General features: G+C 52.9%; 27 protein-coding genes. 15 read left to right on the top strand and 12 right to left on the bottom strand.

The genetic code is table 11. From position 1 onward, the window contains the following. Positions 1-40 precede the first annotated feature (40 nt). The 3 genes from ID864_RS15875 to cspE form a co-directional block, all read right to left on the bottom strand. The gene (locus ID864_RS15875) at positions 41-724 is read right to left on the bottom strand and encodes a fimbrial biogenesis chaperone (RefSeq protein ID WP_191150065.1); all 684 of its coding nucleotides are present in this window, start codon (positions 722-724) and stop codon (positions 41-43) included. Positions 725-851: 127 nt separating this feature from the next. Beyond that, complete coding sequence (locus ID864_RS15870; RefSeq protein WP_191150064.1) at positions 852-1382, bottom strand: fimbrial protein; 531 nt, start codon at positions 1380-1382, stop codon at positions 852-854. Positions 1383-1777: 395 nt separating this feature from the next. Further along, positions 1778-1990: a transcription antiterminator/RNA stability regulator CspE gene (gene cspE, locus ID864_RS15865; protein ID WP_048917283.1), complete on the bottom strand. Its 213-nt coding sequence runs from the start codon at positions 1988-1990 to the stop codon at positions 1778-1780. A 383-nt stretch (positions 1991-2373) separates the two neighbouring features. Between cspE and ID864_RS15860 the strand changes: the two genes are divergently transcribed. Then, positions 2374-2577, top strand: coding sequence for a hypothetical protein (locus tag ID864_RS15860; protein WP_048917284.1), 204 nt, complete (start codon positions 2374-2376; stop codon positions 2575-2577). 73 nt (positions 2578-2650) lie between these two features. On the opposite strand, the gene ID864_RS15855 is transcribed toward ID864_RS15860, so the two are convergent. Continuing rightward, positions 2651-2971 (bottom strand): hypothetical protein, encoded by a 321-nt coding sequence (locus ID864_RS15855; RefSeq protein WP_191150063.1) that lies wholly within the window; start codon positions 2969-2971, stop codon positions 2651-2653. 221 nt (positions 2972-3192) lie between these two features. Continuing rightward, positions 3193-4095 (bottom strand): DMT family transporter, encoded by a 903-nt coding sequence (locus ID864_RS15850; protein ID WP_048918538.1) that lies wholly within the window; start codon positions 4093-4095, stop codon positions 3193-3195. A 179-nt stretch (positions 4096-4274) separates the two neighbouring features. On the opposite strand from ID864_RS15850, the gene ID864_RS15845 reads away from it, so the two are divergent. From ID864_RS15845 to aphA, 4 genes are all read left to right on the top strand, one after another. Further along, positions 4275-5138: a helix-turn-helix domain-containing protein gene (locus ID864_RS15845; RefSeq protein WP_048918539.1), complete on the top strand. Its 864-nt coding sequence runs from the start codon at positions 4275-4277 to the stop codon at positions 5136-5138. Between the two features lie 23 nt (positions 5139-5161). After that, on the top strand, positions 5162-5632 hold the full coding sequence (locus tag ID864_RS15840; protein WP_099754423.1) for a DUF1198 family protein: 471 nt from the start codon (positions 5162-5164) through the stop codon (positions 5630-5632). Between the two features lie 587 nt (positions 5633-6219). Further along, a complete protein-coding gene (locus ID864_RS15835; protein ID WP_099754424.1) occupies positions 6220-7566 on the top strand; it encodes an OprD family outer membrane porin in 1347 nt (448 codons plus the stop codon). Between the two features lie 20 nt (positions 7567-7586). Continuing rightward, a complete protein-coding gene (gene aphA / locus ID864_RS15830) occupies positions 7587-8306 on the top strand; it encodes an acid phosphatase AphA (RefSeq protein ID WP_099754425.1) in 720 nt (239 codons plus the stop codon). A 4-nt stretch (positions 8307-8310) separates the two neighbouring features. On the opposite strand, the gene ID864_RS15825 is transcribed toward aphA, so the two are convergent. The 3 genes from ID864_RS15825 to ID864_RS15815 form a co-directional block, all read right to left on the bottom strand. Then, positions 8311-9216, bottom strand: a complete 906-nt coding sequence (locus ID864_RS15825; RefSeq protein WP_191150062.1) for a DUF7164 domain-containing protein — start codon at positions 9214-9216, stop codon at positions 8311-8313. A gap of 48 nt (positions 9217-9264) precedes the next feature. Then, entirely contained in the window at positions 9265-10149 is an 885-nt protein-coding gene (locus tag ID864_RS15820) for a 5'-methylthioadenosine/S-adenosylhomocysteine nucleosidase (RefSeq protein WP_099754427.1), read from the bottom strand. Positions 10150-10279: 130 nt separating this feature from the next. Continuing rightward, positions 10280-11011 carry a dTMP kinase gene (locus ID864_RS15815; RefSeq protein ID WP_048918526.1) on the bottom strand — a complete coding sequence of 244 codons (732 nt, stop codon included), beginning with the start codon at positions 11009-11011 and terminating at the stop codon, positions 10280-10282. A 156-nt stretch (positions 11012-11167) separates the two neighbouring features. Here ID864_RS15815 and ID864_RS15810 point away from each other — a divergent pair, with 156 nt between their 5' ends. The 7 genes from ID864_RS15810 to lptG are packed head-to-tail and all read left to right on the top strand — an operon-like array spanning position 11168 to position 17697. Next, positions 11168-11911: a nucleoside/nucleotide kinase family protein gene (locus ID864_RS15810; protein WP_224750530.1), complete on the top strand. Its 744-nt coding sequence runs from the start codon at positions 11168-11170 to the stop codon at positions 11909-11911. A gap of 27 nt (positions 11912-11938) precedes the next feature. Continuing rightward, positions 11939-12694: a nucleoside/nucleotide kinase family protein gene (locus tag ID864_RS15805; RefSeq protein ID WP_048918527.1), complete on the top strand. Its 756-nt coding sequence runs from the start codon at positions 11939-11941 to the stop codon at positions 12692-12694. A 42-nt stretch (positions 12695-12736) separates the two neighbouring features. After that, a complete protein-coding gene (locus ID864_RS15800; RefSeq protein ID WP_048918528.1) occupies positions 12737-14071 on the top strand; it encodes a lipopolysaccharide biosynthesis protein in 1335 nt (444 codons plus the stop codon). After that, positions 14071-14907 (top strand): hypothetical protein, encoded by an 837-nt coding sequence (locus tag ID864_RS15795; protein ID WP_099754429.1) that lies wholly within the window; start codon positions 14071-14073, stop codon positions 14905-14907. The genes ID864_RS15800 and ID864_RS15795 overlap by 1 nt, the downstream gene beginning before the upstream one ends. Positions 14908-14944: 37 nt before the next feature. Beyond that, on the top strand, positions 14945-15538 hold the full coding sequence (locus ID864_RS15790; protein ID WP_048918543.1) for a YtfJ family protein: 594 nt from the start codon (positions 14945-14947) through the stop codon (positions 15536-15538). A 12-nt stretch (positions 15539-15550) separates the two neighbouring features. Further along, positions 15551-16621 carry an LPS export ABC transporter permease LptF gene (gene lptF / locus ID864_RS15785; protein WP_048918530.1) on the top strand — a complete coding sequence of 357 codons (1071 nt, stop codon included), beginning with the start codon at positions 15551-15553 and terminating at the stop codon, positions 16619-16621. Beyond that, positions 16618-17697, top strand: coding sequence for an LPS export ABC transporter permease LptG (gene lptG / locus ID864_RS15780; RefSeq protein ID WP_099754430.1), 1080 nt, complete (start codon positions 16618-16620; stop codon positions 17695-17697). The genes lptF and lptG overlap by 4 nt, the downstream gene beginning before the upstream one ends. A gap of 42 nt (positions 17698-17739) precedes the next feature. Here the strand turns inward: lptG and spt are convergent, their stop codons facing one another. The 4 genes from spt to ID864_RS15760 are packed head-to-tail and all read right to left on the bottom strand — an operon-like array spanning position 17740 to position 21848. Continuing rightward, the gene (gene spt / locus ID864_RS15775; RefSeq protein WP_048918532.1) at positions 17740-18912 is read right to left on the bottom strand and encodes a serine palmitoyltransferase; all 1173 of its coding nucleotides are present in this window, start codon (positions 18910-18912) and stop codon (positions 17740-17742) included. After that, on the bottom strand, positions 18899-19159 hold the full coding sequence (locus tag ID864_RS15770; protein WP_048918533.1) for an acyl carrier protein: 261 nt from the start codon (positions 19157-19159) through the stop codon (positions 18899-18901). The genes spt and ID864_RS15770 overlap by 14 nt, the downstream gene beginning before the upstream one ends. A 29-nt stretch (positions 19160-19188) precedes the next feature. Continuing rightward, positions 19189-20091 carry an NAD-dependent epimerase/dehydratase family protein gene (locus ID864_RS15765; RefSeq protein WP_048918534.1) on the bottom strand — a complete coding sequence of 301 codons (903 nt, stop codon included), beginning with the start codon at positions 20089-20091 and terminating at the stop codon, positions 19189-19191. A gap of 17 nt (positions 20092-20108) precedes the next feature. After that, the gene (locus ID864_RS15760) at positions 20109-21848 is read right to left on the bottom strand and encodes a fatty acyl-AMP ligase (protein WP_224750529.1); all 1740 of its coding nucleotides are present in this window, start codon (positions 21846-21848) and stop codon (positions 20109-20111) included. A 388-nt stretch (positions 21849-22236) separates the two neighbouring features. On the opposite strand from ID864_RS15760, the gene ID864_RS15755 reads away from it, so the two are divergent. From ID864_RS15755 to ID864_RS15745, 3 genes are all read left to right on the top strand, one after another. Beyond that, positions 22237-23361 (top strand): N-acetyltransferase, encoded by a 1125-nt coding sequence (locus ID864_RS15755; RefSeq protein ID WP_099754432.1) that lies wholly within the window; start codon positions 22237-22239, stop codon positions 23359-23361. 310 nt (positions 23362-23671) lie between these two features. Then, positions 23672-24865, top strand: a complete 1194-nt coding sequence (locus ID864_RS15750) for an MFS transporter (RefSeq protein ID WP_048918537.1) — start codon at positions 23672-23674, stop codon at positions 24863-24865. A gap of 46 nt (positions 24866-24911) precedes the next feature. Further along, positions 24912-25418, top strand: coding sequence for an AAA family ATPase (locus ID864_RS15745; RefSeq protein ID WP_099754435.1), 507 nt, complete (start codon positions 24912-24914; stop codon positions 25416-25418). Positions 25419-26138 lie beyond the last annotated feature (720 nt).

Here is a 26138-nt window from a genome sequence, read left to right as displayed (position 1 = left end):
AAAAAGCAGTGGGCAGGTTTAACGGGTGTAGCGGTGGTGATTACAGGGCTTTACTTTCCGCCGGAGTAATACCACCGAAATCATTAATGGTCTGCCAGCTGACCTGTCCGGAAGCACCGACAGGCAGGGGGAGGCTCAGTGTGCTAAATGGCGTAATGCTGCCAGGCTCTTTGATCTCTACGCCGCCGACTATCACGCGGTAAAAAGCGATTTGATAGGCCGTGGGGTTGGTGACCTGCAGCTGATTTCCCTGGCGGGAAAAAGTTAACTTTTTATAGGCATCCGGTGCGTTAGCGACTAATGATGCAGGGCGATAAATCAGCTTAATGCGGGTTTTGACCGAGATCTGTAACTGGTTCGTATCGGCTTTTGAACTGGCCGGGATCGATTTAATATTCAGCCAGTAGAGCGACTCGCGATCTTCAGGCAGTTGCCCGCCAGTGCGCACGATGCGCAGGGTATTTTCCTGCCCGGCATCGAGGCGGAATAGCGGCGGGGTAATAATAAACGGTACCTTGCTAGTGTCAGAGGGGGAGGCGTTCTCAACCCAGGACTGCATCAGATAGGGCGTTGCTTTCTCCGGGTTACGCACGGCAATTGAGGTCTCTTTTTGGGCTGCGTTGTAGATCACACGCGTTCCGCCTACGATGACTCCGGCTGAGGCAAACTGCACGGTGCTGAGAATCGCAGCGGCTACACAAAAAGTTTTCAACTTGCTGAACATGACATCCCCCTTAAGAATTCTTAGCAACTGCTGCTTGATGGCGACGTCATGACGTCGCCAGGTTCAACAACGGCTTCCCTGCCCGGTTGCATGAGCTTAGCAACATCCTTCAATACTCGCGTGCAAATTAGTTATACGAAACAGTGAAGTCGCTAACGGCGTTCGCCGGGCCAGCAGTCACGCCCGTAGCGGTCGCAACGTATTTGGCGACGAAGTTGAAGGTGGTGTCTGTAGTGGTTGATAACGTCTTGCTGGCAGAGGCGCTCGCCACTGGGATAAGCGTTGAGGCATCCTGCTCGTAAATACCTACCCCAACATTCTGCGCTTCTGTACCCGCTGATGGGGTAATGGCCAGCAGGTTGCTGTTGGCAGCATTGGTTGGGCCATCAAATTTTATGCTTGCAGTGGTGGCCGTTGCAGGGCAAGAGGTCAGCACTACGCTAAATCTGGTTGGACTGGCGCTGCTGCCTGCTGCGCCAAAGGCCGATTTATTCACGGTCCCCAGCGCCACGGTCTGGTTTGCGGTTGCCGGGGTTACCGTACAAGCGGTATCGATAATCGTACCGGTAAAGTTAATAGTGCCGTCAGCCGCCTGAGCCACTGAAGCGAAAGCAGAACCGGCCAGCACAGCAGCAACGATCAATTTTTTATTTATCATATTGTTAATCCTTTTTTTCCAGGCAGAGAGAAGGTCGTTCTGATAGTCATGCCAGTATTGCCAGGCAAATCCCTAACGACGCGAGTGTTTGCGTGAATATTCGCGACATCAGTAAAAGTGGGGCGAATACCCGCAGTGAGGACAAAGATTTAGCGGCAGTGGTATGGCTACGCCGCAGCACTCTTTATCTGCGGGCATTGTGACGGCGGGAAAGGATTAAGAATACAAGCCGGGTCTTGGAAAAAATAAGGCAGAGTAAACAGAGAATTAGTGAGGGCGGGGCGCGTAAACGAAAACGGGGAGTGCCGCAAGGCACTCCCCGTTTCTCATATTTCCAACTCATCTGCTCAGGCTGTTGCCCTCATCGCGATTGTGAGCCGGTAATAATGAAAGGCTTACAGACCGACTACGTTAGCGGCTGATGGACCTTTAGCACCATTCTCGATGGTGAATTCAACTTTCTGGCCTTCATCAAGGGTTTTGTAATCAGTACCCTGGATTGCAGAGAAGTGTACGAACACATCTTTGCTGCCGTCTTCTGGAGAAATAAAGCCGAAGCCTTTATCAGCGTTGAACCATTTTACTAAACCAGTCATTTTATTAGACATAAATATTTCCTTAATTTTGAGCCACACAGTGTGGCAGAAGGCCTGTTTTCAGAGTTTTACTTATTGGGCACTTAGGAGGAGGCTCATGAGAAAGGATATCTATGGATAACACTTGAACTGAGGACTGCTTTACTAAAACTGCTTCATAAGGTCTGTATTCCAAACCGATGAGGCTATAAAAACATGGCTGGTCTTCATTAGCAAGGTTTAATTATTTTAATTTTTTTTGTGGCGCGTTGATTCGCCATAACCCGGATGACTCCGAAAACAGGGTCATAAATCCGCGTGTGGTACGGCGTGTAGTACCGGTTGGTGGTGCTGAAAGAGCAGCGTTCCTGGCAAATGCTATACTGTCTGTACATCCAGTCACACAAGGGGTACACGTGCACGGCAAAGATCACCACTATCCAGCGGAAATTTATGCAGTAATAGGACGCGCAGTATCCGAGTTAATCGCCAGCGGTAAAGCGCTGGACAAGAAGAGTGTCCTGCTGACCTTGCACGCTCACAGCGAGCAAGCCTCAGAATCACGCCTCAAAGATATCTATCAGCAGGCGTTCCGCTATCTGCTGGAGAGCTTTCACTAGTTGAAGCGTGACCAATGTTATCTGTTAACGTCATCCCTGACGTTAAGGTTGAAAGTATCCGGCGGTCAGCCGGTTAGGATTCCGTATTTTCACTATCGGAAAAACGATGCAGGCGGATATCAGCCTCGCGGTTGCCGGGGTCTGCATGCTCCGTCCCGGCGGTTAGCCAGTGCGGCTTTTTATAGGCGTCAGTGCTGCCCTGTTTGTGTTGCAACAGCCATTTCCGCGCCGCCCAAATCTTGAGTAGTCTGTCATCATCTTCCTCCAGTCGCGCCATGTGCTGTAGCTGGTTGATGAGCGAACCGATACTCACTTCTTCCCTGCTGAAGATTAGGTTCATTGCGGCTTCGCCGATCATGACGTGGTGCAGTTCATCTTCATCAGAAATAGTCAAAAAGACCTCCACTTCGTTGGTTAAATATATTTACTACCAAAGGAAGTATAGGTGCTATGCCGATATTTGTCGCCCGGCTAACCGGGCGAAAGATTATGGTATTAATAATGTGAAACGATTAATAAAATTTTTCAACAATAATGGTTAACAGCACTGTCTAATTTATCCCGATATTCATTTCAGCGGTGATTATTATATTTATCATACTAACCATGATGTTGTCAGGAAGAGGCGGGGCGCTGAGCAAATCGCCACAGCCCTGGCCTGGCAAACATCACCAGGTTACCCAGCAGAATCAACACCAGCCCGATCGCTGCATTCAGGTGCCAGACGTAGCCCTCATACAGCGTTGAGAGGGTCAGGGCGACCAGCGGGAACAGCAGCGTGCTGTAGGCAGCCTGGCTGGCCCCGATGCGCCCCACCAGAGTAAAATAGGCACCGAAGGCAATCACGGAGCCAAATATCGCCAGATAAAACAGCGAGCCGAGGTAGCGCGCCGACAGTTCCGGCATAAAGCGGTCGCCGTGAAACAGGCTGATGCCCGCCATCACCATGGCGCCGTAAAACATCGCGTAACTATTGGTAGAGAGCGTCTCCAGCCCGCGCCGCTGGTGGCGGGTACTGATCATATTGCCGAGCGAAAAACCGAAGGTCCCCAGCGCGCTCAGGCCGACCCCGAGCAGCAGCTGCGGTGCCATTTGCGTGCTGACCAAATCGTTCCAGAACAGCGCGACGATGCCGGTAATGCCGAGTAAGGCGGCGGGCAGCAGGTTAGGGTGCGGGCGCTGGCGGAAAAAGAGCCAGCTGTTAACGGCGTTATACAGCACCGCCATGGAGAAAATCACCGACTCCAGCCCGCTGCTGATATAAGAGGCGGCGTGATAGAAGCAGACAAAGTTGAAGCCAAACACACAGCAGCCCTGAAGCAGGCAGAATGCGTGGTCGCGCAGGGAGAGTTTGCGCAGGCGGCCCAGCACGCCCAGCACCAGCATCATTGCCGCGGCGGCCAGCAGAAAGCGCCAGAAAATGGACACGGTGATTGACACCACCCCCTGCTGCATCACTATCGCAATCCAGGTTGTTCCCCAAATCACCACCACTAAAAAATACAATAACGCGTTCATGGCTACCTTAATATCCTGGGATTTACGCGTAGTGTGGCCCGATTGCCCACCGCTGACTTGCAGCAGGCTGTGGTGACTTGCAAAATCTTGCGCTTTTTTTTGCCGGCCAATCGCTAACATCTGGTATCCGGCGGTCAGGCTCCTTAAACTAAATGCCTGTCAATTTGCGATCGGTTGCCATGAAAAACGTCTATCAGGCCTTTGAAAATCTCAGTCAGCATCGTGCGCGCCTGCAGGGCCACGTGCAGCTTGGCTCCGGGATCCAGCTGGCAGCCTGGCGCAATGATTTCGACTGCGTGACGCAAAAGAGCGACCACCATACGCTGAGCCTGTACGTTGAGGCGGGTTTTGACACCTGGCATAAGACCCGCTCCGGCTGGCAGAACGGCGGCGCGCCGGATCGCTTCTGCCTGATGCCGCAGGACAGCGAGTCAACGTGGGATATTCGTGGCGAGTTCTCTTTTGTCCACCTTTACTGCACCGACCAGCACCTGAAAAATCTGGCGCTGCAGATCTGGGACCGCAGCCCGGCCAGCATCGCGCTGGATGAAAAAGTGTTCCAGCAGGATGAGCGCATTACCCAGCTCTATCGCCACTTCCTGCTGAGCAGCGACTGGCGGCAGAACGCCAACCAGCTTACGCTCAGCTCCGCCTCAACGCTGCTGATGACTCACCTGTTACAGCACTACAGCGAAGTACAGTGGCAGCTGCCAACGGTGCGCGGCGGGCTGGCACCCATTGTGCTGCGTAACGTGCTGGCGTTTATTGATGCCAATCTGGGCAATGGGCTGACGCTGGGGGAGCTGGCGGCGGTCGCGGATCTGAGCGAGTTTCACTTTGCGCGCATGTTTAAACAGTCGACCCGGCTGGCCCCGCACCAGTATGTGATGCAGCGGCGTATGGCGCAGGCCGAACAGCTGGTGCGCCACAGCACGCTGCCGCTGACCGAAATCGCGCTGCGCTGCGGCTTTAACTCCTCAAGTCATTTCAGCAATCGCTTTAAAAGCGTATACGGCATGACGCCTTCCGCCCTGCGCGGCTGATTTCATTTTCAACAGGATAGTGCATGATCTGGCTGATGCTTTTAACTTTGGTAGTGGTGTTTATTATTGGTTTTCGCGTGCTGAATTCGCGCCCGCGCCGTGCGGTGAAGGCGTTAACCCGGCGGCTCAATCTCGACCCGGTGTACGTCGAGTCGCTGATTAGCCTGATGGGGAAAAGCGCAGGCGAGGAGTTCGTTGACTATCTGACGGTGGAAAATGAGAGCCACCTCGCCAATGCCGCCAGCGTGCTGTTTATCTACCAGGTGTGTATTGTCGATGAGTCGGACGAGAGCATCGCTTTCTGGCGCGGCGTGCTGCGCAAAGCCTACCTGCCAACCGAGATCTCCGCTGAACATGTGCGGCTGGCGCTGAATTTTTTGCGTGACATTGAACCCGATGCGCAGGAGATGCATGACTTCCGCCTGCGCTATAACGCCCGATTTTCCGCGGCTGACGGCAGCAATGTGGTCTCCCTGTTTCCGACCCTGCACTGACGCTGACGGGTCGACCGGTACACAGGGTCAATCCCTGAGGAATCTCCATAAAAATTGATTTGAATAGGGTTGCGGGATGACAGGTGCCCGGTTTCAGGAGGGAGGGCTGCTTACCGCACCGGCATGAATACATCCCTGTAGCCTGGCTCACGGCCATCCCTGGCCGTGGGCCTGCTGCAATCAGCCCTCCCTCCTTGCACCCAAAGCCTCAGCGTCGCGGTTTAAAACCCGCAGCGAGCGTCTTTTGCCGTTCCGGCGTGCTCAGGCTGAGCTCAGACCGGTTAGCGGACGTTTAGCGATGGAAGTCATTTCTGGGGATCCCTCAGTGGTCGACCTCTACAACGAATGGACGGACCTTTTATTTCGGTACGCCCGCAATTTATTACGCCAGAAATATCGCAAGCATGCCGTAATAAGTAACGACAAGCGATAAGAATAGCTTTGATATTTGTTGAATGGTGCTGAGTTTTTCCAGTAATAACGGTTAATTGTGAGGTTTATCACTTTACCTGCGGAACGTTTTGATATTATTGCGCCGCCCGCTGACAGGAGTTCAGCCATTAATCAATAAGAAAAGGATTTCACACATGTTATTGACGCTATCCGGTAAACCTACGTTCCTGTTTTCTGCTGCGCTATTCACGCTGGCGCCGCTGCCACTCTGCGCCTTCGAAACTTCCTCCTTGCAGTTAACTGACTCATTAAGTCGTTTTATCACCGACAGTCACGCGGAAATCTCCTTCAGGAATCAATTTAAGAATCTGAATACTTCAGATTCTGGAGATAGCTCGGTGCAGACAGCCTGGGGGCAGGGAATATCGCTGGACTACAACTCCGGCTATTTCGCCGATATTATCGGGCTTGATGCCTCTTATTATCAGGTGTACAAACTGGCGGCCAGCGATGACTTCGCCGGGCGCAGTGTGCTGTATAACCATAACGGCCACGCCAGGGGGTTCCATAAGTTGGGCCAGCTATTGGCTAAAGCGAAGCTGGAAGGCGACGACAGCTATTTAAAACTCTATTCCGGCTGGCAAATCGTCCATCAGTGGGGGGCGATAACTAACTCCAGCCGCACTATTCCCAGCACCTATCAGGGCTGGCGCATGGACAGCGGCGCAGGGCCTTGGGTATTGCGCGGCGCCTGGCTGACGCGCTATAGCGACAGAGGCGCACCGCAGCAGATCCACTTCGCCACGGCGGACCGCAAAACAGAGATCGGCCACCTCTCTACCGGCGAGCTGCTGTACAAACAGCCGGGGTACAGTGCGCTCTACTTCTTTGGCGAAAGCCAGCAGTACCTGCAACGCCATGGGCTTGAACTGGGCTGGCATCCTGCGGCGCTGTCCGGCAATCAGGTCAATGTATTAGGTATGCTGTATTACAATCATGCGTTGAAAAACTGGAAAGCGATGAGTGCAGATTATCGGCCGTTCAACAATGATGCCTGGCATCCGTCCGTCTATGTTGAGTGGCGCGAGAAAAGCTGGAAACATAAGATTGGCGCTTCTTATACCAAAGCGAAATCCAGCGATCGCCTTGGCTATTTTGAGCGCCATATGGCGAAAAACAGCCGTGGGCGATTCTCTTCGATGGCCGATGCCTGGGGTAATGACTATGTCGTCAACAATGAGAAAATGGTGGCCTGGACGACTGAATATCTCGTGACGCCGGAAATCAAGCTGGGGCTGCAGAGCGCCTTCGGCTGGGGCATTAAGTATCGGGATCATGCTATCCGGCGCGGTGAAACTATTCTCTTCTCAAAATGGCAACCGTCGGCGGTGAAAAAACTCAGTTTCCAGCTCTCTGGTGGGCCATCATGGAATTATCAGAATCAAAAAAATCGCCCGATTCTCAGCGCAGAAGGGAAACCTAAACGCGCGATAAATCATTCGATTGATTTCCAAATCGACTACGCTTTTAACCTGTTCTAACGCCACAATAAGGATGAGAGATGTCCCTGTTTTTACGTCATAAACCGGCCTTGCTGCTGCTGGCTTCACTCTTCTCAACTGCCCCGGCCTGGAGCGCTGCAGAGGTGCCGGAGGTGAGTGAGGCGGGAGCCACGCTACAACAGCTCAATCAGCAGTATGCGATTCATTGGATCACCACCGCTCAGATCGCCGAAGGGCTGCAGGGTAAAGCGCCGATTGATGTTGGCTTTGATATTGATGATACGGTGTTCTACTCAACACCTGCCTTCTATCACGGCCAGCAGATGTTTTCTCCCGGCAGCAATGACTTTCTCAAAAATGATGAGTTTTGGGAGCAGGTGAGCAACGGGTGGGATGCGTTTTCGGTGCCAAAAAAATCTGCGCAAGCGTTAATAAAACTGCATCTTGAGCGCGGCGATCGCATCTGGTTTATCACCGGGCGACCCAAGCCGAAGAGCGGCCATGAAACGATCAGCTCGCAGATTGCCAAAGACTTTGGGATTGCAGCCGATAAGATGAACCCGGTGATTTTCACCGCGCCAGGCAAAGGCGCGAAGGTGAATGATATTCGCAGCCACCATATTCAAATTTATTACGGTGATGCGGATAGCGACATTACCGATGCCCGCGCCGCTGGCGCAGAAGGGATCCGGGTGCTCAGAGCGTTGAACTCCTCCAACCTGCCGCTGCCGCGGAACGGTGCATTTGGCGAAAGAGTGCTGATTAACTCTGATTATTAAGCGCCTATCTTAGATAAAAAGCCTGTGCTTTGATGGTGTCTATCGGCGTCATACAAATCCACAGGCAATAATCATCAATGCAGCGGATATCTAGTGAGTGGGGATCAATGGCCGCGTAGCTGCCCGCACGATATTGGTGTTTGGAAAAATGAATATCATAGTGTGAGGAATGAATGTGCAGTGTGAGTGCATCGATGGGGTTATGGCTGGAGCTGTTCATATCAAGGATCCGCTCGCGTCCCTCCCTCAGGTATTTATCCCAGCCTTCATTTGCAGCAATCTCTGCCGCATACATGGTTAGCACGCCGCGATACCAGCCGGGCCAGGCTCCCCAATTGGCGCTATCGCTTCCAAAGTCCTCTGCCAGTTTATAACACCAGTAAACCTGGCGTTGCAGAAAAGCGATCATCAACTCGGCTGGTAATATTATTGAATGCCCGCAGCCAAACCGCTGAGTGTGATTAACACCCTGGCGGCGACAAAAATCGAGCATTTTTTGCCTGAAATCTTCCGTCAAATGGTACCCGCCACAGCCGTGAACGGGCCAGGCAGGAGTAAAATTGGCGAAATAGGGGGTTAAAAACACATCGGCATCGGTGCGTAAAAGCCACTGATACTGTTTGATGATGGGGTCAATATGGGGACCGCTGAGGCAGGCAATGGAGTTAATGAAATGATAATCATGAAACAGCGGGTCGGTTTGCGAGAGCGGTTCGTGCGCTATCAAGCGGATACCGGGCTCTTGTGGTAATTGCCCCCCGATAGCCGGATGGTGAACGATAATCAGATCGGATGTTCGCCAGCTGCCGCTGTGGATCCAGCTCTTGTAGAGCCAGGTAAACTCCTGCAGCATATTTTCAGTGTTATCGATATAGGTCACTATTCCCATTTTTTTATTAATATTATCCATGCGTCCCTCGATAAAAAAGCCACGCGGCGGCGTGGCCTTTTGATAGCGTTAGTCCATTTTTGCTTTACGTTCAGCTTTTTTCTCATGGATAAGTTGAATCCATGACTTCAATACATCGTAAACATAGTCCTGGCAGACTAAGCCGGTTTTCGCATCGTATTTGCCATTATTGGTGATGTTATTTGACAGCACCCGGATGCCGATAAACGGAATATTGAACAGGGAGGCGATCTGCGCGGCGGAGGCGGTTTCCATCTCTTCAACCGACGTCTGGTAATGCTCATGGAAGAAGCGAATGCGGTCTAGTTCACTGTTCCAGACGTCGGCAGAGCCGATAACGCCTTCGACAACTTTCCCGTTTTTATACTTTGGCATTGCCTGTTCTGCGGCTTTCAGCAGCAGCGGGTCGGCGGCAAACTGACGGATGCTGTGCGCGTTCTTATCCTCGCCCGCGCTGCCTTTTGACGCCAGCAAATCCATTGGCTTCCAGTCAAGGGCATGACTGCCCTGGCCTGCTGCCTGGGCTGGGGTTTTGAACGCGCCCAGGTTGACCGAGTATTTGCCGACCACAATATCGTAGACGTTGAGCGCCGGGTCGTGGCCGCCTGCAGTACCCTGATTGATAATCGCGACGGGTTTGAACTCCACGGCCGCCAGTGCGGTGGCAGCAGCAGCATTCGACATGCCTTTCAGGGTTTCGGAAACGATAACCGGGTAACCCTCAACGGTGCCTTTCCAGAAACGCCACTCGCCGATTTGCTGTAGCCTGGCGTTGTCGAGCCTGGCCGCAAAATGCTCGGCTTCAATCGGCATTGCTCCCTGAATCACAATCGGTGCTGGCGCAATGTCATCAGCGGCGAAGGTGAGCAAAGGGGTAAACAGGGCACATCCACCAAGGATTGCCGCAGAAACAGTAAATAATCGTGTTGACATGAAAAGATCCACCCGTTGTTAGAGAACGATTCCTGGCTGGCATTATACGCATTTGACTCTGCTTTCTGAGGGTTTTAGCCGCAGGCTGGGATTCTTCTTAGCTGCTGGCCAGGCTTGTTCGCAACAGGGTTCAGGTGCTCGAATGTTTATCCGACGGGTGTTCACAGGCCAGGGTTATTGAGCGAGCGGTCATAAAATCCGCGACGGCTTTTACTGCCGCTTCAAGCACCTTTTTTAGCGGCTGATTCGCATCAATATCGACAATCTGTGCCCCTTCAAATGTGAGCAGCGGCGTGGCAGCAATTTTCTTCGCGAGCGATTCAGGCTGATGGTCGGGCTTGCGGGCGCAGGCCACCTCGAGATCAACATGGAGTTTAATCACCAGATCCGGTTTTTGCTGCGCCATCCAGTGAAATGCGCGGCGTTCCTGCCGGGCCAGCCAGTTAACAGCGCAGCTGCCCGAGGCAGCGGCGGGGAAAACAGTGCCGTCGTAGGTGTTTGGCAACTGCACCTGCGGAAAACGGTCGCTGACCACGATCAATCCGCGGCGGCGACAGGCCAGCATATGCCTGAAGCGCCATAGCCGCCTCAGCACAAAAAACATTATCACTGCCGCTGGCAATGTTCCTGGCAGCACTTTGGCGGTTTTGACTTTATTACGACGGATGGTTGTGGCCAGCATTTTCCCCAGCAGGGGAAGTTTAATCACGGCACGCTCCACATTGCCGGCCTGCTTACCGAGATGAACTCTGACCGATGGCCCGTATTTATTTAAATGCTTAATCAGATGTTCACACACGGTGGACTTCCCTGAACCATCACTGCCAATAACCGCGATAAGCGGGGGCATTTTGGATTGCATAACTTTCTTCCTTAAATTGCACCTGGAAAAAATACGCTCTAATTGCTTTCGCTTCAAGCGAACGCGGTGTAAATAGCGATAAAAATAAATAGTTCTGCTACCGCACTTATACGCAAATCGATAGGTGAAAAGATCTATTAGCATTGGGCAAATTTTTTGGATATTGGTTTTTATGTGAATCGTCAGGCGCCTCATTTTAGCCGTCATGCTCCTGTAAGGGTTATTGCCATTACGGGCTGTGATGGTGCAGGAAAATCAACGCTAGCCGCAAGCCTGGTGAGTCATCTCTCGTTACAGGAACCCACAGAATTATTATATCTTGGGCAATCCTCCGGGCGTATTAGCGAATGGATTAGTCGAATTCCTATTATTGGCGCATCATTTGGCTATTATCTGCAAAAAAAAGCCAGCCAGGTTCACCATCGCCGTGCTCAGCCACCGGATGCAGTAACGGCATTGGTGATTTTTTTACTCTCCTGCTGGCGGGCTTATAAATTTCTGCGCATGCTTTTACGCTGTAAAAATGGCTGTTTACTGGTTACCGATCGCTATCCCCAGGCTGAAGTGGCGGGGTTTCGTTTTGACGGTCCACAGCTGGACAAAACAGCAGGCGGAAGTTGGTGGGTAAGCGCACTGAGAAAGCGCGAGAAAAAGATCTATCAGTGGATGGCCTCCTATCCCCCTTTGCTGCTGATCCGTTTGAATGTGGATGCCGGAACCGCGCATGCGCGCAAGCCCGACCACGCGCTTTCTTCACTGCGCGAGAAGAGCGCGGTTATTCCGCATCTGACTTTCAACGGCGCGACGATTTGCGACTTAAATGGCCTTGAGGCCGCCGACAAGATTTTAGCTAAATCACTGCGCGTGATAAACGCGTCTCTGGCTTCGCCCGGCATTTAGCCTTTTAACGATCTTTGAGAGAAACCCATGGCGATAAATAGACCCCCTGTCAATACAGACGCCTCTGCCAGCTATATCGCCGGGTTAGTTGCCGTGGTGGGGTGTGACGGCACCGGTAAATCAACGCTCACGGCCGATTTAGTCAAAAATATGCAAGCCCGTGGGATGAGCGAACGCCGCTACTTAGGTGTGCTGTCCGGTGAGGATGGCGACAAAATTAAGCGCCTGCCGATTATTGGTGTCTGGCTGGAGCGACGGCTGGCAAAAAAATCCTCAGAAACTCAACGTATGAGCAGCAAGGCACCTCCCTTATGGGCCGCGCTGATTATGTATGCTTTTTCACTACGCCGCATGGCGAATTTACGCAAAGTACGGCGCCTGACAAAGCGTGGAGTATTGGTGATTAGCGATCGCTATCCGCAGGCGGAAGTTTCAGGGTTTTACTATGATGGGCCAGGGATTGGTATTGAAAGGGTGAGCAGTGGGTGGATGACATATCTTGCCGAGCGCGAACGCCGTTTATACCAGAAAATGGCGAACTGCCGTCCTGAACTGGTTATTCGCCTGGATATTGATATCGAGACGGCGCTTGCCCGCAAGCCAGACCATGATTATGAAGAGCTACGGGATAAAATCTCCGTGATGCAAAAGATTAATTACAATCATGCGCGGATTTTTGTGCTTGACTCCCGCGCGCCCTATAACAGCGTATTGAGCGAAGCGCTTAAGCTGGTTTCTTCCGTGGCTCAACATACTCACCTTAAAAAGGCGCTCAGCGAGTGACTTCCTGAACTGGCTTAATGGTTCGCACGTGGGTCTATTTCCATGAAACATTGGTTCTCTGATGGTGTGTTTCGTACCATTCTTCGTAATGCGGCTTATCTGGCTTCCAGTAATGCGCTGAGCGCTTTGCTGGGGCTGGTTGCACTCTCCTGCGCGGGCAAAGGTATGTCGACGCAGATGTTTGGCGTGCTGGTGGTTATTCAGGCCTATGCGAAAGGCATTAGCGATGTTATTAAGTTCCAGACCTGGCAGCTGGTGGTTAAATATGGCGCAACTGCGGTAGATAATAAAAATATTCGGCAGTTTCGCGATGTTATCTCTTTCTCCTTTGCCCTTGATATCGCCAGTGGTGCCATTGCCGTGGTGGCTGGCATGCTGCTGTTGCCGCTGCTGGCACACTCGCTAGGGCTTGACAGGCAGAGCTTGTGGCTGGCAATACTTTACTGCACGCTGATCCCTTCGCTGGCGGCATCGACGCCCACGGGGATTTTGCGCGCCGTTGACCGCTTTGATTTGATTGCGATCCAGCAGGCGGTCAGGCCGCTATTGCGCGCTGCTGGCAGCGTCATCTCTTACCTGGGGGATTTGGGCTTCGCCGGTTTCATTATCACCTGGTATGCCTCTAATCTGATCGGGGGAGTGCTCTACTGGTGGTTTGCCGCCCGCGAACTGCGGCGCAGAAACATTCATCACGCACTGCGCCCTCGCTTATTTGCCCCTGCCAGCAGGTTGGCAGGGGCCTGGAATTTTGTCTGGACCACCAACTTCGCCCACTCAATTTGGTCAGCGCGCAATTCCTGCAGTACGGTGTTAGTGGGGATAGTGTTAGGGCCGGCAGCGGCCGGCTTGTTTAAAATTGCCACGACCTTTTTTGATGCGACAGGCTCCCCGGCTAAGCTAATGGAAAAGAGCTTCTACCCCGAAGTGATGCGGTTGGATCCGCGCAGCAGCCAGCCCTGGCTACTGGGGCTGAAATCTGCCTGCTTAGCCGGCGGCATTGGCGTGTTGGTGGCGCTGCTGGTGATGGTGGTCGGTAAACCCGTTATCTCCTCAGTTTTTGGCGAGCAATATCTGCAGGCCTATCACTTAATAGAGATCATGCTCGGCGCGATCGTTGTCTCTATGCTGGGTTTTCCACAGGAGTCGCTGCTGTTTATGGCGGGTAAACAACGCGTTTTCCTCGTGGCACAAACGCTCTCTTCAGCCAGTTACATTGCGTTGTTAATTGTTTTGTCCCATTTTTTTGGCGTGTCAGGTGCGGCTTACGCCTATCTTGCAGGGCAGTGTTTAGACGTGCTGCTGTCGTTCATTCCAACTCTGCGGGCCTGGCACTATCGCCATTTATTACCCTTCACCAAGCCTAAAGAGAGTCATTAATGAGCGGTAACATTGAGTGGCGGAAATTTCCGCCTGAGACGCTACAGCAGCTGCTGGCGGCAGTGGATGAGGATGATTTGGTTGATGAAAATATCAGCCTGCCCGATGTTATCGATTTACACGGCCCGCAGAAAAATATTCAGGATAATTACGCCTTGTGCCTGCAGTACTGGGAAGAGGGCTTTACGCGTGAGGAGCTACTCGACCTTATTAATAAGCTTCTGAATGAAGGTCACTTATCTGAAGCTGAGCGCTTAAAATATAAATTGATCCGTGCGCGCTATAAGCATTTGCGTTTTGCCCAGCGCCTTTATTGTCAACATCATGCCTCCAGTCTGTGGTTCAGTAAAACGACGGTTTTTTTGGGTAAATTACAGGATGCCTTTCGCCATGATGATAAGAAGAACCTTATTTTTTACGCCCGCATTCTGCGATTTTATCTCAGCCCCCCCGTGTGGAAGATGGTCAATCATTCGTTGCGCCAGATAAAATTAGACACAGAGCAGGATTTTATTGCGTATTGCCAGGGGGAGATGCACGTATTGAACGCATTTATCCGCAAACCTCTGCTGAGCGGAAAGGAGTTCCATACGGTACGTAAGATTATCAGTCAGCAGGTCTCCTGCTTTGACACGCTCAGAACCCTTAATCCTCAAAACCTGCACCTCCGTCAGGTTTCCCGTTATTTAGCCGCCATAAATGGGCTAATGGGAGACCGACATGATGAGATGGTGAGGGATAGTCTGACCGGGCGCAATGCCTACGATTCACCGTCACGATTAGATGACGATATTCGCCAGCGCCTGGCATTATGGCTTGAACGTTATCCATGGTGAAGATCAGTGCGCGGATTTTAGCGATAAGCGCAGCGTGATGACGTTAAGCAGATTGCTACTCACATCGCTGTTGTTATGCCCACTCATGGCCTGCGCACACAATTTTATTGTCGGTGAGCAGATGGCGCCGCTGACCATAAGCGAGCGGGGTGAGCTGGTGCTCGATAAAGATAATATCCGCTATCGCCCCTGGTCGAGTCCGCAGCTGGCGGGCAAAGTACGCGTGTTACAGTATATTGCTGGGCGCACCTCCGCCAAGGACAAAAATGCGTTACTGATTAAAGCGATTAAGCGCGCACAATTTCCAGATAAACAGTTTCAACCGACAACCATCGTCAATACCGACGATGAAATTCCCGGCTCGGGTTTTTTTGTCGGCAGAAAAGTCGAGAAAAATAAAAGAAAGTACCCCTGGGCACAATTTATTATCGACAGCCAGGGGCTGGGGCGAAAGACCTGGCATCTTAAGCCAGCAAGCTCCACGATTCTGCTGCTGGATAAAGACGGGCATATCCAGTGGGCAAAAGATGGCGCGCTGACTGAGCAGGAGGTCTGCCAGCTGCTGCACAGCGTGCATGACCTGCTGAAGCCAAGCCGTGCTCAACCGGCGCCGCTGCCCGCTACTCCTTGAGGCGCGTAAACCATGCTGCTAATAGAACGCTATATCGTGAGTCTGACCCAGCGCTTAGTGCTGACTCTGGCAGGTTTTCTGATCTTTATTTTTGCCAGCTATTCCGCGCAACGCTACCTGACCGATGCGGCGAGCGGTACCCTGGCGCTGAAAGTGGTGTTCGATATCATCTGCTATAAGGTTCTGATTGCGCTGGAAATGCTGCTGCCGGTTGCGCTGTATGTTGCCGTTGGCGTCACGCTGGGTCAGCTCTGGAATGACTCGGAAATCACGGCGATTTTTGCCGCGGGGGCCAGTCCACTGCGCCTCTACAAAGCCGTGATGATTTTTGCCATTCCGCTGGCAATGCTGGTGATGCTGCTCTCCCTGTTTGTCAGACCCTGGGCTTACGGGCAGATCTATCAGCTGGAGCAGCAGTCGCAATCGGAGCTGGATGTTGTCCACCTTATTGCCAATAAATTTAACGTCAATGATGATGGCCGGATGATCCTGGCAGGAGAGGTCGACTCCGCTAACAGCATGCTCTGCGATGTGCTGATTTACACCCCGTCCGCTCATAGCAGCCGTGTCTATCGGGCCCACACGGTGAGGGTGCTGAACCCGTCACCGAACGCACCTTCCGTGATGCTGCACGCGGGCACCTCTGACGTGTTGGAGCACCAGGGGGCGGGGGATAACCAGATGATTTACCGTCATATGAAGCTGCAGCTTAAGCCGCTGCGGCAAAACCCCGGCCTGAAGCGTAAATCCGCCCCGAGCCTGACGCTGTCAGGCTCCCGCGATCCTGCCGACCGGGCCGAGCTGCAGTGGCGCGAAAGTCGTGGCATTAACACGCTATTGATGGCGCTGCTGGCTATTCCACTCAGCCGCATTAAGCCGCGGCAGGGGCGTTTTGCCACGCTGCTGCCGTTAACGGTGCTGTTCACCCTGATCTTCTACGGCGGTAATCTCAGCCGCACGCTGGTTGCCAACGGTACGTTTGCCCTGATACCCGGCGTCTGGATCCTCTCCGTTATGATGTTTCTCGGGCTGCTGCTGCTGATGGCGCGCGACTTTTCGCTCTGGCAGAGATACCGACCATGACGCTGTTAACTCGCTATTTAATTCGCCATATCTTTATCGGATTCGCCGCTGCCGCAGGCATGTTAATGCCCTTGTTCACCACGTTTAACCTGATTAACGAGCTTGATGACGTCAACCCGGGTGGCTACCGCTGGACCCAGGCATTGCTGGTGGTGTTGATGACATCGCCGAGAAGCCTGATTGATTTAGGACCGTTTATCGCGCTGATCGGTGGCATTGTCGGGCTGGGGCAATTATCAAAAAGTCTGGAGCTCACCGCGATGAGGGTGGCGGGTTGGTCAATTTTCAAAATTTCTCTCGCCGCGCTGGCCGCTGGCGTCATGCTGACGGTGGCTTTGGCCGCGCTTGATGAGTGGGTGGCTTCACCGCTACAGCAGCGTGCTTTGCAGCTGAAAGCGGCGGCCGTGGCTGAAGATCCTGACAGCGGAGGGGTGAGAAACGCGCTGTGGGCGAGGAAAGATAATGAATTTGCCACAGTGAAAACCCTCGATGCCCGGCAGCAACCCGTGGGCGTGGAGATATTTTACTATCTTCCTGACCTGTCGCTGGCGAGCTATATTTTCGCCGCGAAAGCCACGGTGCTGAAAGACGGCAGCTGGATACTGCACGGCGTGAGGCTAAAGAGCTGGCAGAACGGCAAAGAGACCCTGTCATCGACAGAAAGTCTGCGCTGGCGCTCGATCTTTAGCCGGATGAGCCTGGCCGAACTCACGCTGCCGGGCGGCAGCTTTTCCATCCACCAGCTGCGCCTGTACATTCACTACCTGCATGATAGCGGTCAGCCCTCGGCAGAGTACCGCATGGCGCTCTGGCAAAAGCTGGGGCGCCCGCTGTTAACCCTCGCCATGATTTTACTCGCCGTTCCCTTTACGTTTAGCGCGCCGCGTTCGCCCGGGCTGGGCAGCCGATTAGCCTCGGGGGTAATAGTCGGGCTGCTCACCTACATTAGCTATCAGATAATCGTTAACCTGGGGCTGCTGCTGGCGCTGAATGCCCCGCTCACCACGCTGGCAGTGCCAGGGCTGCTGATGCTGGGCGCTTTGCTGCTGATTTATCGCTTTGATAAACGCCACTGACTGCGATCAAACAGCTTATCTGCTCTTACTTTGACGGGGAAATTAGCGCTTCAGCTCAGCAAAGGCCTGAATGATGGTATCAATCTGTTCGTCGCTGTGGGCTGCATTCACGCTGCAGCGCAGCAGGGTGATATCTGCGGGGGCGGCAGGCGGTAACACCAGGTTGACATAGACGCCACGTGCAATCAGCCCGCGCCAGAAGCGTAAACCGTCCTCTTTCGAACCAATCATTACCGGTACCACCGGGCTGATGTGCGGCCCCATTTCATACCCCAGCCCGGCAAGACCGTGATAAAGGCGGTGGGCGTTACTCCACAGCGTTTGGCGCAGCTCGGGTTTTTGCGCAATAGTGCGTAATGAGGAGCGCACCGAGGCAATACTGGAGGGTGAGGGCGAGGCGGTGAAAATGTATGGGCGGCTGCTATAGCGCAGAACCTCCATGGCTGCGCCGCCGACGGCAAATCCCCCGATGGATGCCAGGCTTTTACTGAATGTCCCTACGATGATATCCACATCCTGCTCAACGCCGAGCTGCTGCGCCAGGCCGCGCCCGCTGGCGCCCATTACGCCGAAAGAGTGCGCTTCATCCACCACTAAGTAGCCGCCAAGGCGCCGCTTGATGTCGACAATTTCTGCCAGCGGGGCGACATCACCCAGCATGCTATAAATACCTTCAACAATAATAATGGCTTCACGCGCGCGCTCGCCAAGGCGTAGCATGCGGCGCTCCAGATCGCTGGCATCGTTATGGCGAAAGCGGATAATCGTGGCGCCACCCATGGCACAAGCATCATAGATACTGGCATGGCTATCGGCATCCAGCAGCACCACGGCGTCCGGGGTGGCCAGCGTGCTGATGATGCCCAGATTGGCGGTATAGCCAGTGGAGAATACGATGGCGGTGGGGCGGTCAAAAAATAGCGCCAGCTCCTGCTCCAGGGCAAGGTGCGCGCCATAGCTACCGTTCGCCATGCGTGAACCGGTGGTGCCGGTGCCCTGAGCGGCGACTGCCGCCTGGCTCGCCGCTATTGCCTGCTGATTAAACGTCAGGCCAAGGTAGTTGTTGGTGCCTGCCAAAAGCACCTTATTATTGCCAATTCGCCCCTCGGTGGCGGAGTAGATTTCATCAATACAGGTGCCGAATGGGGTCAGTCCCGAATGATGGAACTGTTCGCGCTGGCGAGCGAGGCGAGCGAACTTATCATAGAGGCCCATAACTCTTCTCCAGCTGTGGCAGCAGCGCATCGCGTAACTCTGCTGGCGTCCTGATATCCAGCAAGATATTGATCGGGATTGAGATATCAAATCTCTCTTCCAGCATCATCAACAGATCCATTACCTTGATGGACTCCAGGCCGAGTTCATCAATCAGATCGCTTTCCGGTTTTATTTCAACCTCACTGGCGACCATCCCGCCTAAACACGCGAGGATGTAATCCATCACCGCTTCTCGATTTATCATAGCGCTCGTCACTTCCCTTTATCAGATGTTTAAAACCAGCCTTCACGCAGTGCATGCTGCAAAGTGATTTTTGGAAACCAATCAATATCTTCAGATAAACTGTTGTTGCTTGCCGACCAGTCGTGGTGGGTAAGCTCCTGGATTTTGCTACGGGTCAGCATCGGTTCTTTACCCGCAATACGGCAGGCAAATACGCTAATATCAGCCAGCCATTTCAGTAGCGGTAACGGGACGCCGATTAAGCGCACCGGGCCGCGTCGCACCTCCGCGCCAATCAGGCGCAGACTCTCCCAGCTATATCCCGTACTTAACCCGTCACAGAGTTCATAGGGTTGGGGTAAGGGATTTTTGGCGCAGAGCCATTGGCTAACCGCTTCAGCCAAATCACTGACGTGAAGAAACGACAGCCTGGCGTCAGGCGCGCCCGTGCGCGGCAGTACGCCGCGTAGCAGCCAGCTAAGCACTGGCTTTAACTCTTTATCACCCGGCCCGTACACTGCCGTGGGGCGAAAAATTCCCAGCGCAACGGGTGACGCCTGGGCGCTTAACTGCTGTTCCGCGACATATTTTGACTTCGCATACCAGGAAAGGTCGGGATGGCGCGCGGCCAGAGAGGAGATAAATAACAAGCGCTGGCAGCGGCCGCTCTCCTTTGCCGCCTGCAGCAGATTCAGGCTGCCGCCGACATTGCAGCGGGTGAAAACCGCTTCATTGTGCCCGCGCACCTGGCCTGCACAGTGAACGACACTGTCCGCGCCGCTCACCAGTTCCGCCAGAGATGCGGGCTGCTGCAAGTCTCCCTGAACCCACTGGAGATGGTTGATCGACTGGCGAGATGCCTGGCGCGTCAGTGCTCGGAGGGAAAAGCCGCGCGCCAGTAAGTTGTCGGCAATATGCCGGCCGATAAAACCGGTCGCGCCGGTTATGGCCACGACTGCTCTCCTGTTCACTAACCTGCCAGCTCGGTTTGAGGGTTGATCGCTACGCCAAGGGCGCTGAGGTAACGCTTCTTCGCTTCGGCACGGGCGGGCTTGCCTGAAGAGGTGCGCGGGATGCTGTGCGGTGGCAGCAGTTCGATATCAACCGTCACGCCGAACTCGCTTTGAATATGGGCCATCAGTGAATGCACGATCTGCTGCCGGCGCTCTTGCGAACTCACTTTGCACTGGATCTGTAAGATAATGCGTGCCCCTTCATCCTGCCCTGCTGAGGTCACAAAGGCTATTGCATCACCTGAATGAATCTCAGGTTCCTGCTCAGCGACATACTCAATATCCTGTGGCCAGATATTGCGGCCGCGAATGATGATCAGGTCTTTCTTACGGCCGGTGACAAACAGATAACCCTGGTGCAAATAGCCCAGGTCACCGGTATCCATCCATCCGCTCGCTTGGATTTTCTGCTGCGAAGCGGCATCCTGAAAATAACCGCTCATCAGGCTGGGACCGGATATACAGATATGCCCCACCTGACGTTCAGGCAGTGGCGTGCCGTCCTCGCTACGCACTTCAATACGGTGACCCGGCAACGCCTTGCCGCAGTTAACAAAGGTCGAGGTGGCTTTGGTGCTGGGCGTGGGCGCGACGGCCCGGCTGTGATATTCGAGAACTGCACGGTCGACACAGTCGGTCAACGTCCCTGAGGCCGCGGGTGAGAAGCAGACGGCAAGGGTGTTTTCCGCCAAACCGTAGCAGGGCATAAAGGCGTGGCTATCGAAATTGACCTGGCGAAAGTACTGCGCAAAATGCGCCAGCTGCTCGGCGGAAATGCTTTCTGCGCCAACGCCCGCCACGCGCCAGCTGGAGAGATCGATTTCAGCCAGCGAAGTATCGTTACAGCGGCGCAGGCAGAGATCGTAACCGAAAGGGGGAGCAACAGAGATGCTGCAGCGGTTTTTACTAATCAGCTTGAGCCACTGCATCGGGCGCATGGCGAAGTCCTGCGTGCGCAGATAATCCACCGATAGCTGGGTGGCTAACGGCGTCAGCAGAAAGCCAACCAGTCCCATATCGTGATAAAACGGCAGCCAGGAAACGCAGCGATCGCCAGCGCGCAGTTTTATTCCGTCGTGACTGATGGCCTGTAGATTGGCCATCACGGCGCGATGGGTAATCACCACGCCGCGCGGAAAACGCGTGCTGCCCGAGGTGTATTGCAGATAGGCAATATCGTCAGGCGACAAAGCGGGCATGCCAGCTGTCCCGGCGGGTAAGGCGTGCAAAGCCTGATGGCTAAGGATGTGCATGCCCGGATTATTAACGCTGGCGGAGCGGATGATGGGTAACCACTCCTCACTCCCCACGATCGCCGCAGGCTGACAATTTGTCATTAAGCCCTGCAGCCTGGAGATATACGAATCCCGCTGACCGACCCCCATTGGGATAGCGAGCGGTACTGCGACTAAACCCGCATACTGGCAGGCGAAGAACGCCTCGACGAATCCTGGGCAGGTTTCAGCGAGCAGGGCGACACGGTCACCTTTTTTTAGCTTAAGCGCTAATAACCGCTGGGCCATTGCCAGGGCACGCTGTTTCAACGTGCGGTACTCCAATACGGCAGTGAGCTGATTGTGCCGATCGTAGAAATTCATTCCCGTGCTTCCGCTGGCAGCATAATTTAATGCTTCCACTAAGGTGGGGAAATCAGCATAGCGCATAGGAAGAGAATGGATTGAACTCGTTTCAGACATATGCAATAAAGCCATTGATTAAAAACCGCCAGATAACTCCGAGAAGTACGCAGGGTAGAGGTTGTTTTTTGTTAAACGTCACGCGAAAAAATATCGGTAAGGGTGTTGGGTGAAAAATGGCTCAGTTTTATTTTGATAAACGATTAGCATAAAAACCTCATGCCCGATGAAAAACATAGCGGGAGTTAGTATGACGCGCCATTTTTAAAAAGTGTATGGTTTATTCCACATTGAGGGTGTTAAACGCATCTAGTGGTAAAGATGAACAGATTCATTCCGCTAATTTCCGTCATCACTGGCTCAGAGGGTAGGTGCTAATACAGCGCCAGATAAGTTAATTCTTAAATACTTGCTGTGCTTTCATGAATTGAAATAAGTCAGGGTGGTTATGATCCGCATCGAGAAAGTCATTAATAAGCAGGACCTTAAAAGTTTCATTGCGTTTCCCTCCTCGCTATATCACAACGATCCAGGCTGGATAGCGCCATTATATATGGAACGCATGGAGCATCTTTCTGAGAAAAATCCAGGCAATGAGCATATCGAATGGCAGGCATGGGTAGCCAGGAAAAACAATGTTATTGTTGGCCGAATAACGGCACAAATAGACACGCTTCACCGTGAACTTTATGGTGAGGATACCGGCCATTTTGGCATGATTGACGCGATTAAAGATCAGGAGGTATTTAGCGCGCTGTTTAGCGCAGCGGAAAGCTGGCTGAAGTCCAAAGGTGCCAGAAAAATAACCGGCCCCTTTGGGCTCAATATCAATCAGGAGAGTGGCTTATTAATTAACGGCTTTAACACACCGCCGTCGGCCATGATGACTCATGGTAAAACCTATTATGCCCGCGCGCTGGAGCAGCAGGGATACCGTAAAGGTACTGACCTGCTGGCCTATTGGATGCAGCGCAGCGATCTTCATTTCCCCAAGCCTTTATTCACGCTAATGGACAGAGTGCGAAAAAAGGTGACCGTTCGCACTATTAATCGCCAGCGCTTTGCTGAAGAGATGCAGATAATGCGGCAGATTTTCAATTCAGGCTGGCAGAATAACTGGGGATTTGTGCCGTTCACCGAGCATGAATTTGCAGTGATGGGAGAGCAGCTAAAGCATCTGGTGCCAGACGATATGATCTATATTGCTGAAATAGATGACAAACCCTGTGCCTTTATTGTCGGCTTACCCAACCTCAATGAGGCTATTCGCGATCTCAACGGCCGCTTACTGCCTTTTGGCTGGGCGAAACTGTTATGGCGCCTGAAAGTCAGCGGGGTGCGCACCGCACGCGTGCCATTAATGGGGGTGGTGCAGGAGTATCAATTTAGCCGCACTGGGCCGATTATTGCTCTGCTGCTGATTGAAGCGCTGCGCGATCCCTTTGCCAGACGTCAGATCGACGCGCTGGAGATGTCGTGGATCCTCGAATCCAACAGCGGGATGCGCCATATCCTCGAGCGTATCGGCGCGGTGGCCTATAAGCGCTATCGGCTGTATGAGAAGCAGCTGTGATAACGAGGCCGCCGGAGGCGAACATGCAGGTGTTCTCCGGCCACAGGTGGGGGATCACCTCGCGGCCTCTACTATTTCAACATGACGCGTAAATCCCGCTTTGTGCTTCATGGCAAACTGCTTCTCAGCGGAACCCATGCAGCGCAGGAAAAACATCGATGACAATACTGTATTGGAGAGCAATCGATTACTTTTAAATCAACCTGAGTTTTGTAAAACTGTGATGTGGCTCAAATTAGTTTAGAATCTTGTCAGGTTTTGCCTGCAAGGGTTTTAAGCCACTGAAATTTGAAACCTGTAAGGGGGAGTTTTGCAAAACCAGAATGTTTTGAGTGCCGCAGCGGCACGCTGGGCTATCTTCGCGCTGGCGTTAGGTGGGTTCGGTATTGGCACCGGCGAATTTATCATCATGGGATTGTTACCGGGCGTCGCCAGCTCTTTTCACATCACTGAACCGCAGGCCGGTAATGCGATTGCCAGCTATGCGCTTGGAGTGGTGGTGGGCGCACCGGTGATTGCGGTGATTGCGGCGCGGATGGTGAGAAAACACCTGCTGCTGGCATTAATGGCGCTGTTTTTTATTGGCAACGTAGGCAGTGCGCTGGTGGGAAGCTATCACGGCCTGATTATCGCCCGCTTCCTGACGGGCTTACCGCACGGTGCCTATTTTGGCGTAGCGTCGCTGGTGGCCGCTTCTCTGGTTCCGGCAGGAAAGCGTGGCAGGGCGCTCAGTGCCCTGATGCTGGGGTTAACCATCGCCACGCTGATTGGCGTCCCGCTGGGATCGTGGGTAGGGCAAGTCTTTAACTGGCATGTGGTATTCGGGTTTGTCGGGGTGATTGGCTTAGTCACCTGCATGCTGATATTGCGCTTTGTACCTGCCACTTCGGCAGACAGCGATGCTCATCCGTTACGTGAACTGGGCGCGCTGAAAAACAGCCAGGTGTTGCTGACCCTACTGGTGGGGGCGATCGGCTTTGGCGGGATGTTTGCGGTGTTCAGCTACATTGCACCCACCCTGATGCACGTGGCGGGCATGTCCGCCCGGCTTATTCCGTGGGCCATGGCCGCGTTTGGCCTGGGGATGATTGTCGGGAATCTGGTGGGTGGCCGGCTGGCGGATAAAACCGTGCTGAAGGTGATAGGCTGGACGCTGCTGTGGAATATTTGCATTATGATTGTCTTCCCGCTGCTGGCAACGCAGGTCGCGGGTGGGATGCTGGCGACTTTCCTGATTGGTACCTCGTCGGTTTTACTGCCGTCACTGCAGATACGCCTGATGGACGTGGCGAAAGAGTCACAGACGTTAGCCGCCGCAATGAATCACTCCGCGCTGAATATTGCCAACGCGATGGGCGCCTATCTGGGCGGCATGGCGGTATCTTTAGGCTACGGCTGGATCGCGACCGCCTATGTGGGCGTGATTCTGGGCGTTACCGGAATGGTGGTGTATGCCTGTACCGTCTGGCAGGCGGGAAGAGTGCAGCCATGCAGTGAGTGTTAAGCGACAGTAAGGAGGGCCTTACTGTTAATTGTTAGCGAGGTAAATGATGGATACCAATAGAGTCACCACAGCAGGAAAACCCACGCTGCACCTGCTGTGTGGAAAAATTGCATCAGGTAAATCCACGCTATCTGCGAAATTAGCTGCCTCGCCAGCCACCGTGCTCGTCAGTGAGGATCGGTGGCTGGCGGTGCTCTATGCCAATGAAATCCATTCAGTAGCCGATTATTTGCAGTGTTCCTCGAAGCTCCGCAGCGCCATCAAGCCCCACCTCGTATCGTTACTCAGAGCAGGTTTATCCGTCGTTCTGGATTTTCCGGCCAACACACCTACACATCGTGAATGGATGATGAGTATCATTAAGGAGTCAGGTGCCAGTCATCGTCTGCATTATCTGAAAGTCTCTGATGAGGTCTGTAAAGCCCGATTGCATGCCCGAAACGCAGAGGGTGTACACGACTTTAGCGCGACCGATCAACAATTCGAAATCATAACGCGCTATTTCTCCGCACCAACAGATGACGAAGGGTTTACTGTTATTGAGTACGGCTAAACGCAATTACATCAGGGTTGCGGCCCAGGATCGGCTATGACCCACTGGGCGTTGTGTTCAATACTGGTAGCGGTCATGGCAAGGCGAATTGGGTTGATTACGCCGATAAAAGGAAAGTAATGAAATATGCGAATGATAGTCACCATCGCTTTGCGCAATCGTTGTGATAGGTTTTGCCAGCGATGTTAACGCTGAACTACGCCCGATCATATAGCAGCTGTTTTAAATTAATAACCGATGATGCACCACTATTAAGATGGTCAAATTTAGTCTGCCGCAACAACTTTCCTTAAAACTCAACGCGTAAAAATAATATCGAGAAGACCTTATTATTCCGGAGTGCCTGATATATTTAGATATTAAAGGTGCGACTGGGAATGATCTTCTGATTCAGACAGGGTAAGGAGTTATTACAAGTGGCCAACAATTATTTAACTAAAGTGTTAGGGTGTTTAACATAAACAGAGTGGCGTTAGGCGATATCATGTACTAGACTCACAGGGATAATAATAAACGCCATGTTTTTTTTATTTCTTCCTAATCGAATTTACAGCCTGATGATTGGCAAGGCATAAAGTATTTCTATTAGTAATAACGTTATGAAACTAAAACAATATTCCTGTGCCCTTTTTTGTCCCTAAAAAAAGAGTTTAAGATTTGTCTTAAGTGGGGTAGGATAAAGAACACCCGACTCTGCAAATTAATAAGATGGATCTCATC

This window comes from Erwinia aphidicola (genome assembly GCF_014773485.1).
GTDB classification, from domain to species: Bacteria; Pseudomonadota; Gammaproteobacteria; order Enterobacterales; family Enterobacteriaceae; genus Erwinia; species Erwinia aphidicola.
This window is presented reverse-complemented; position numbering and strand designations above follow the sequence as displayed.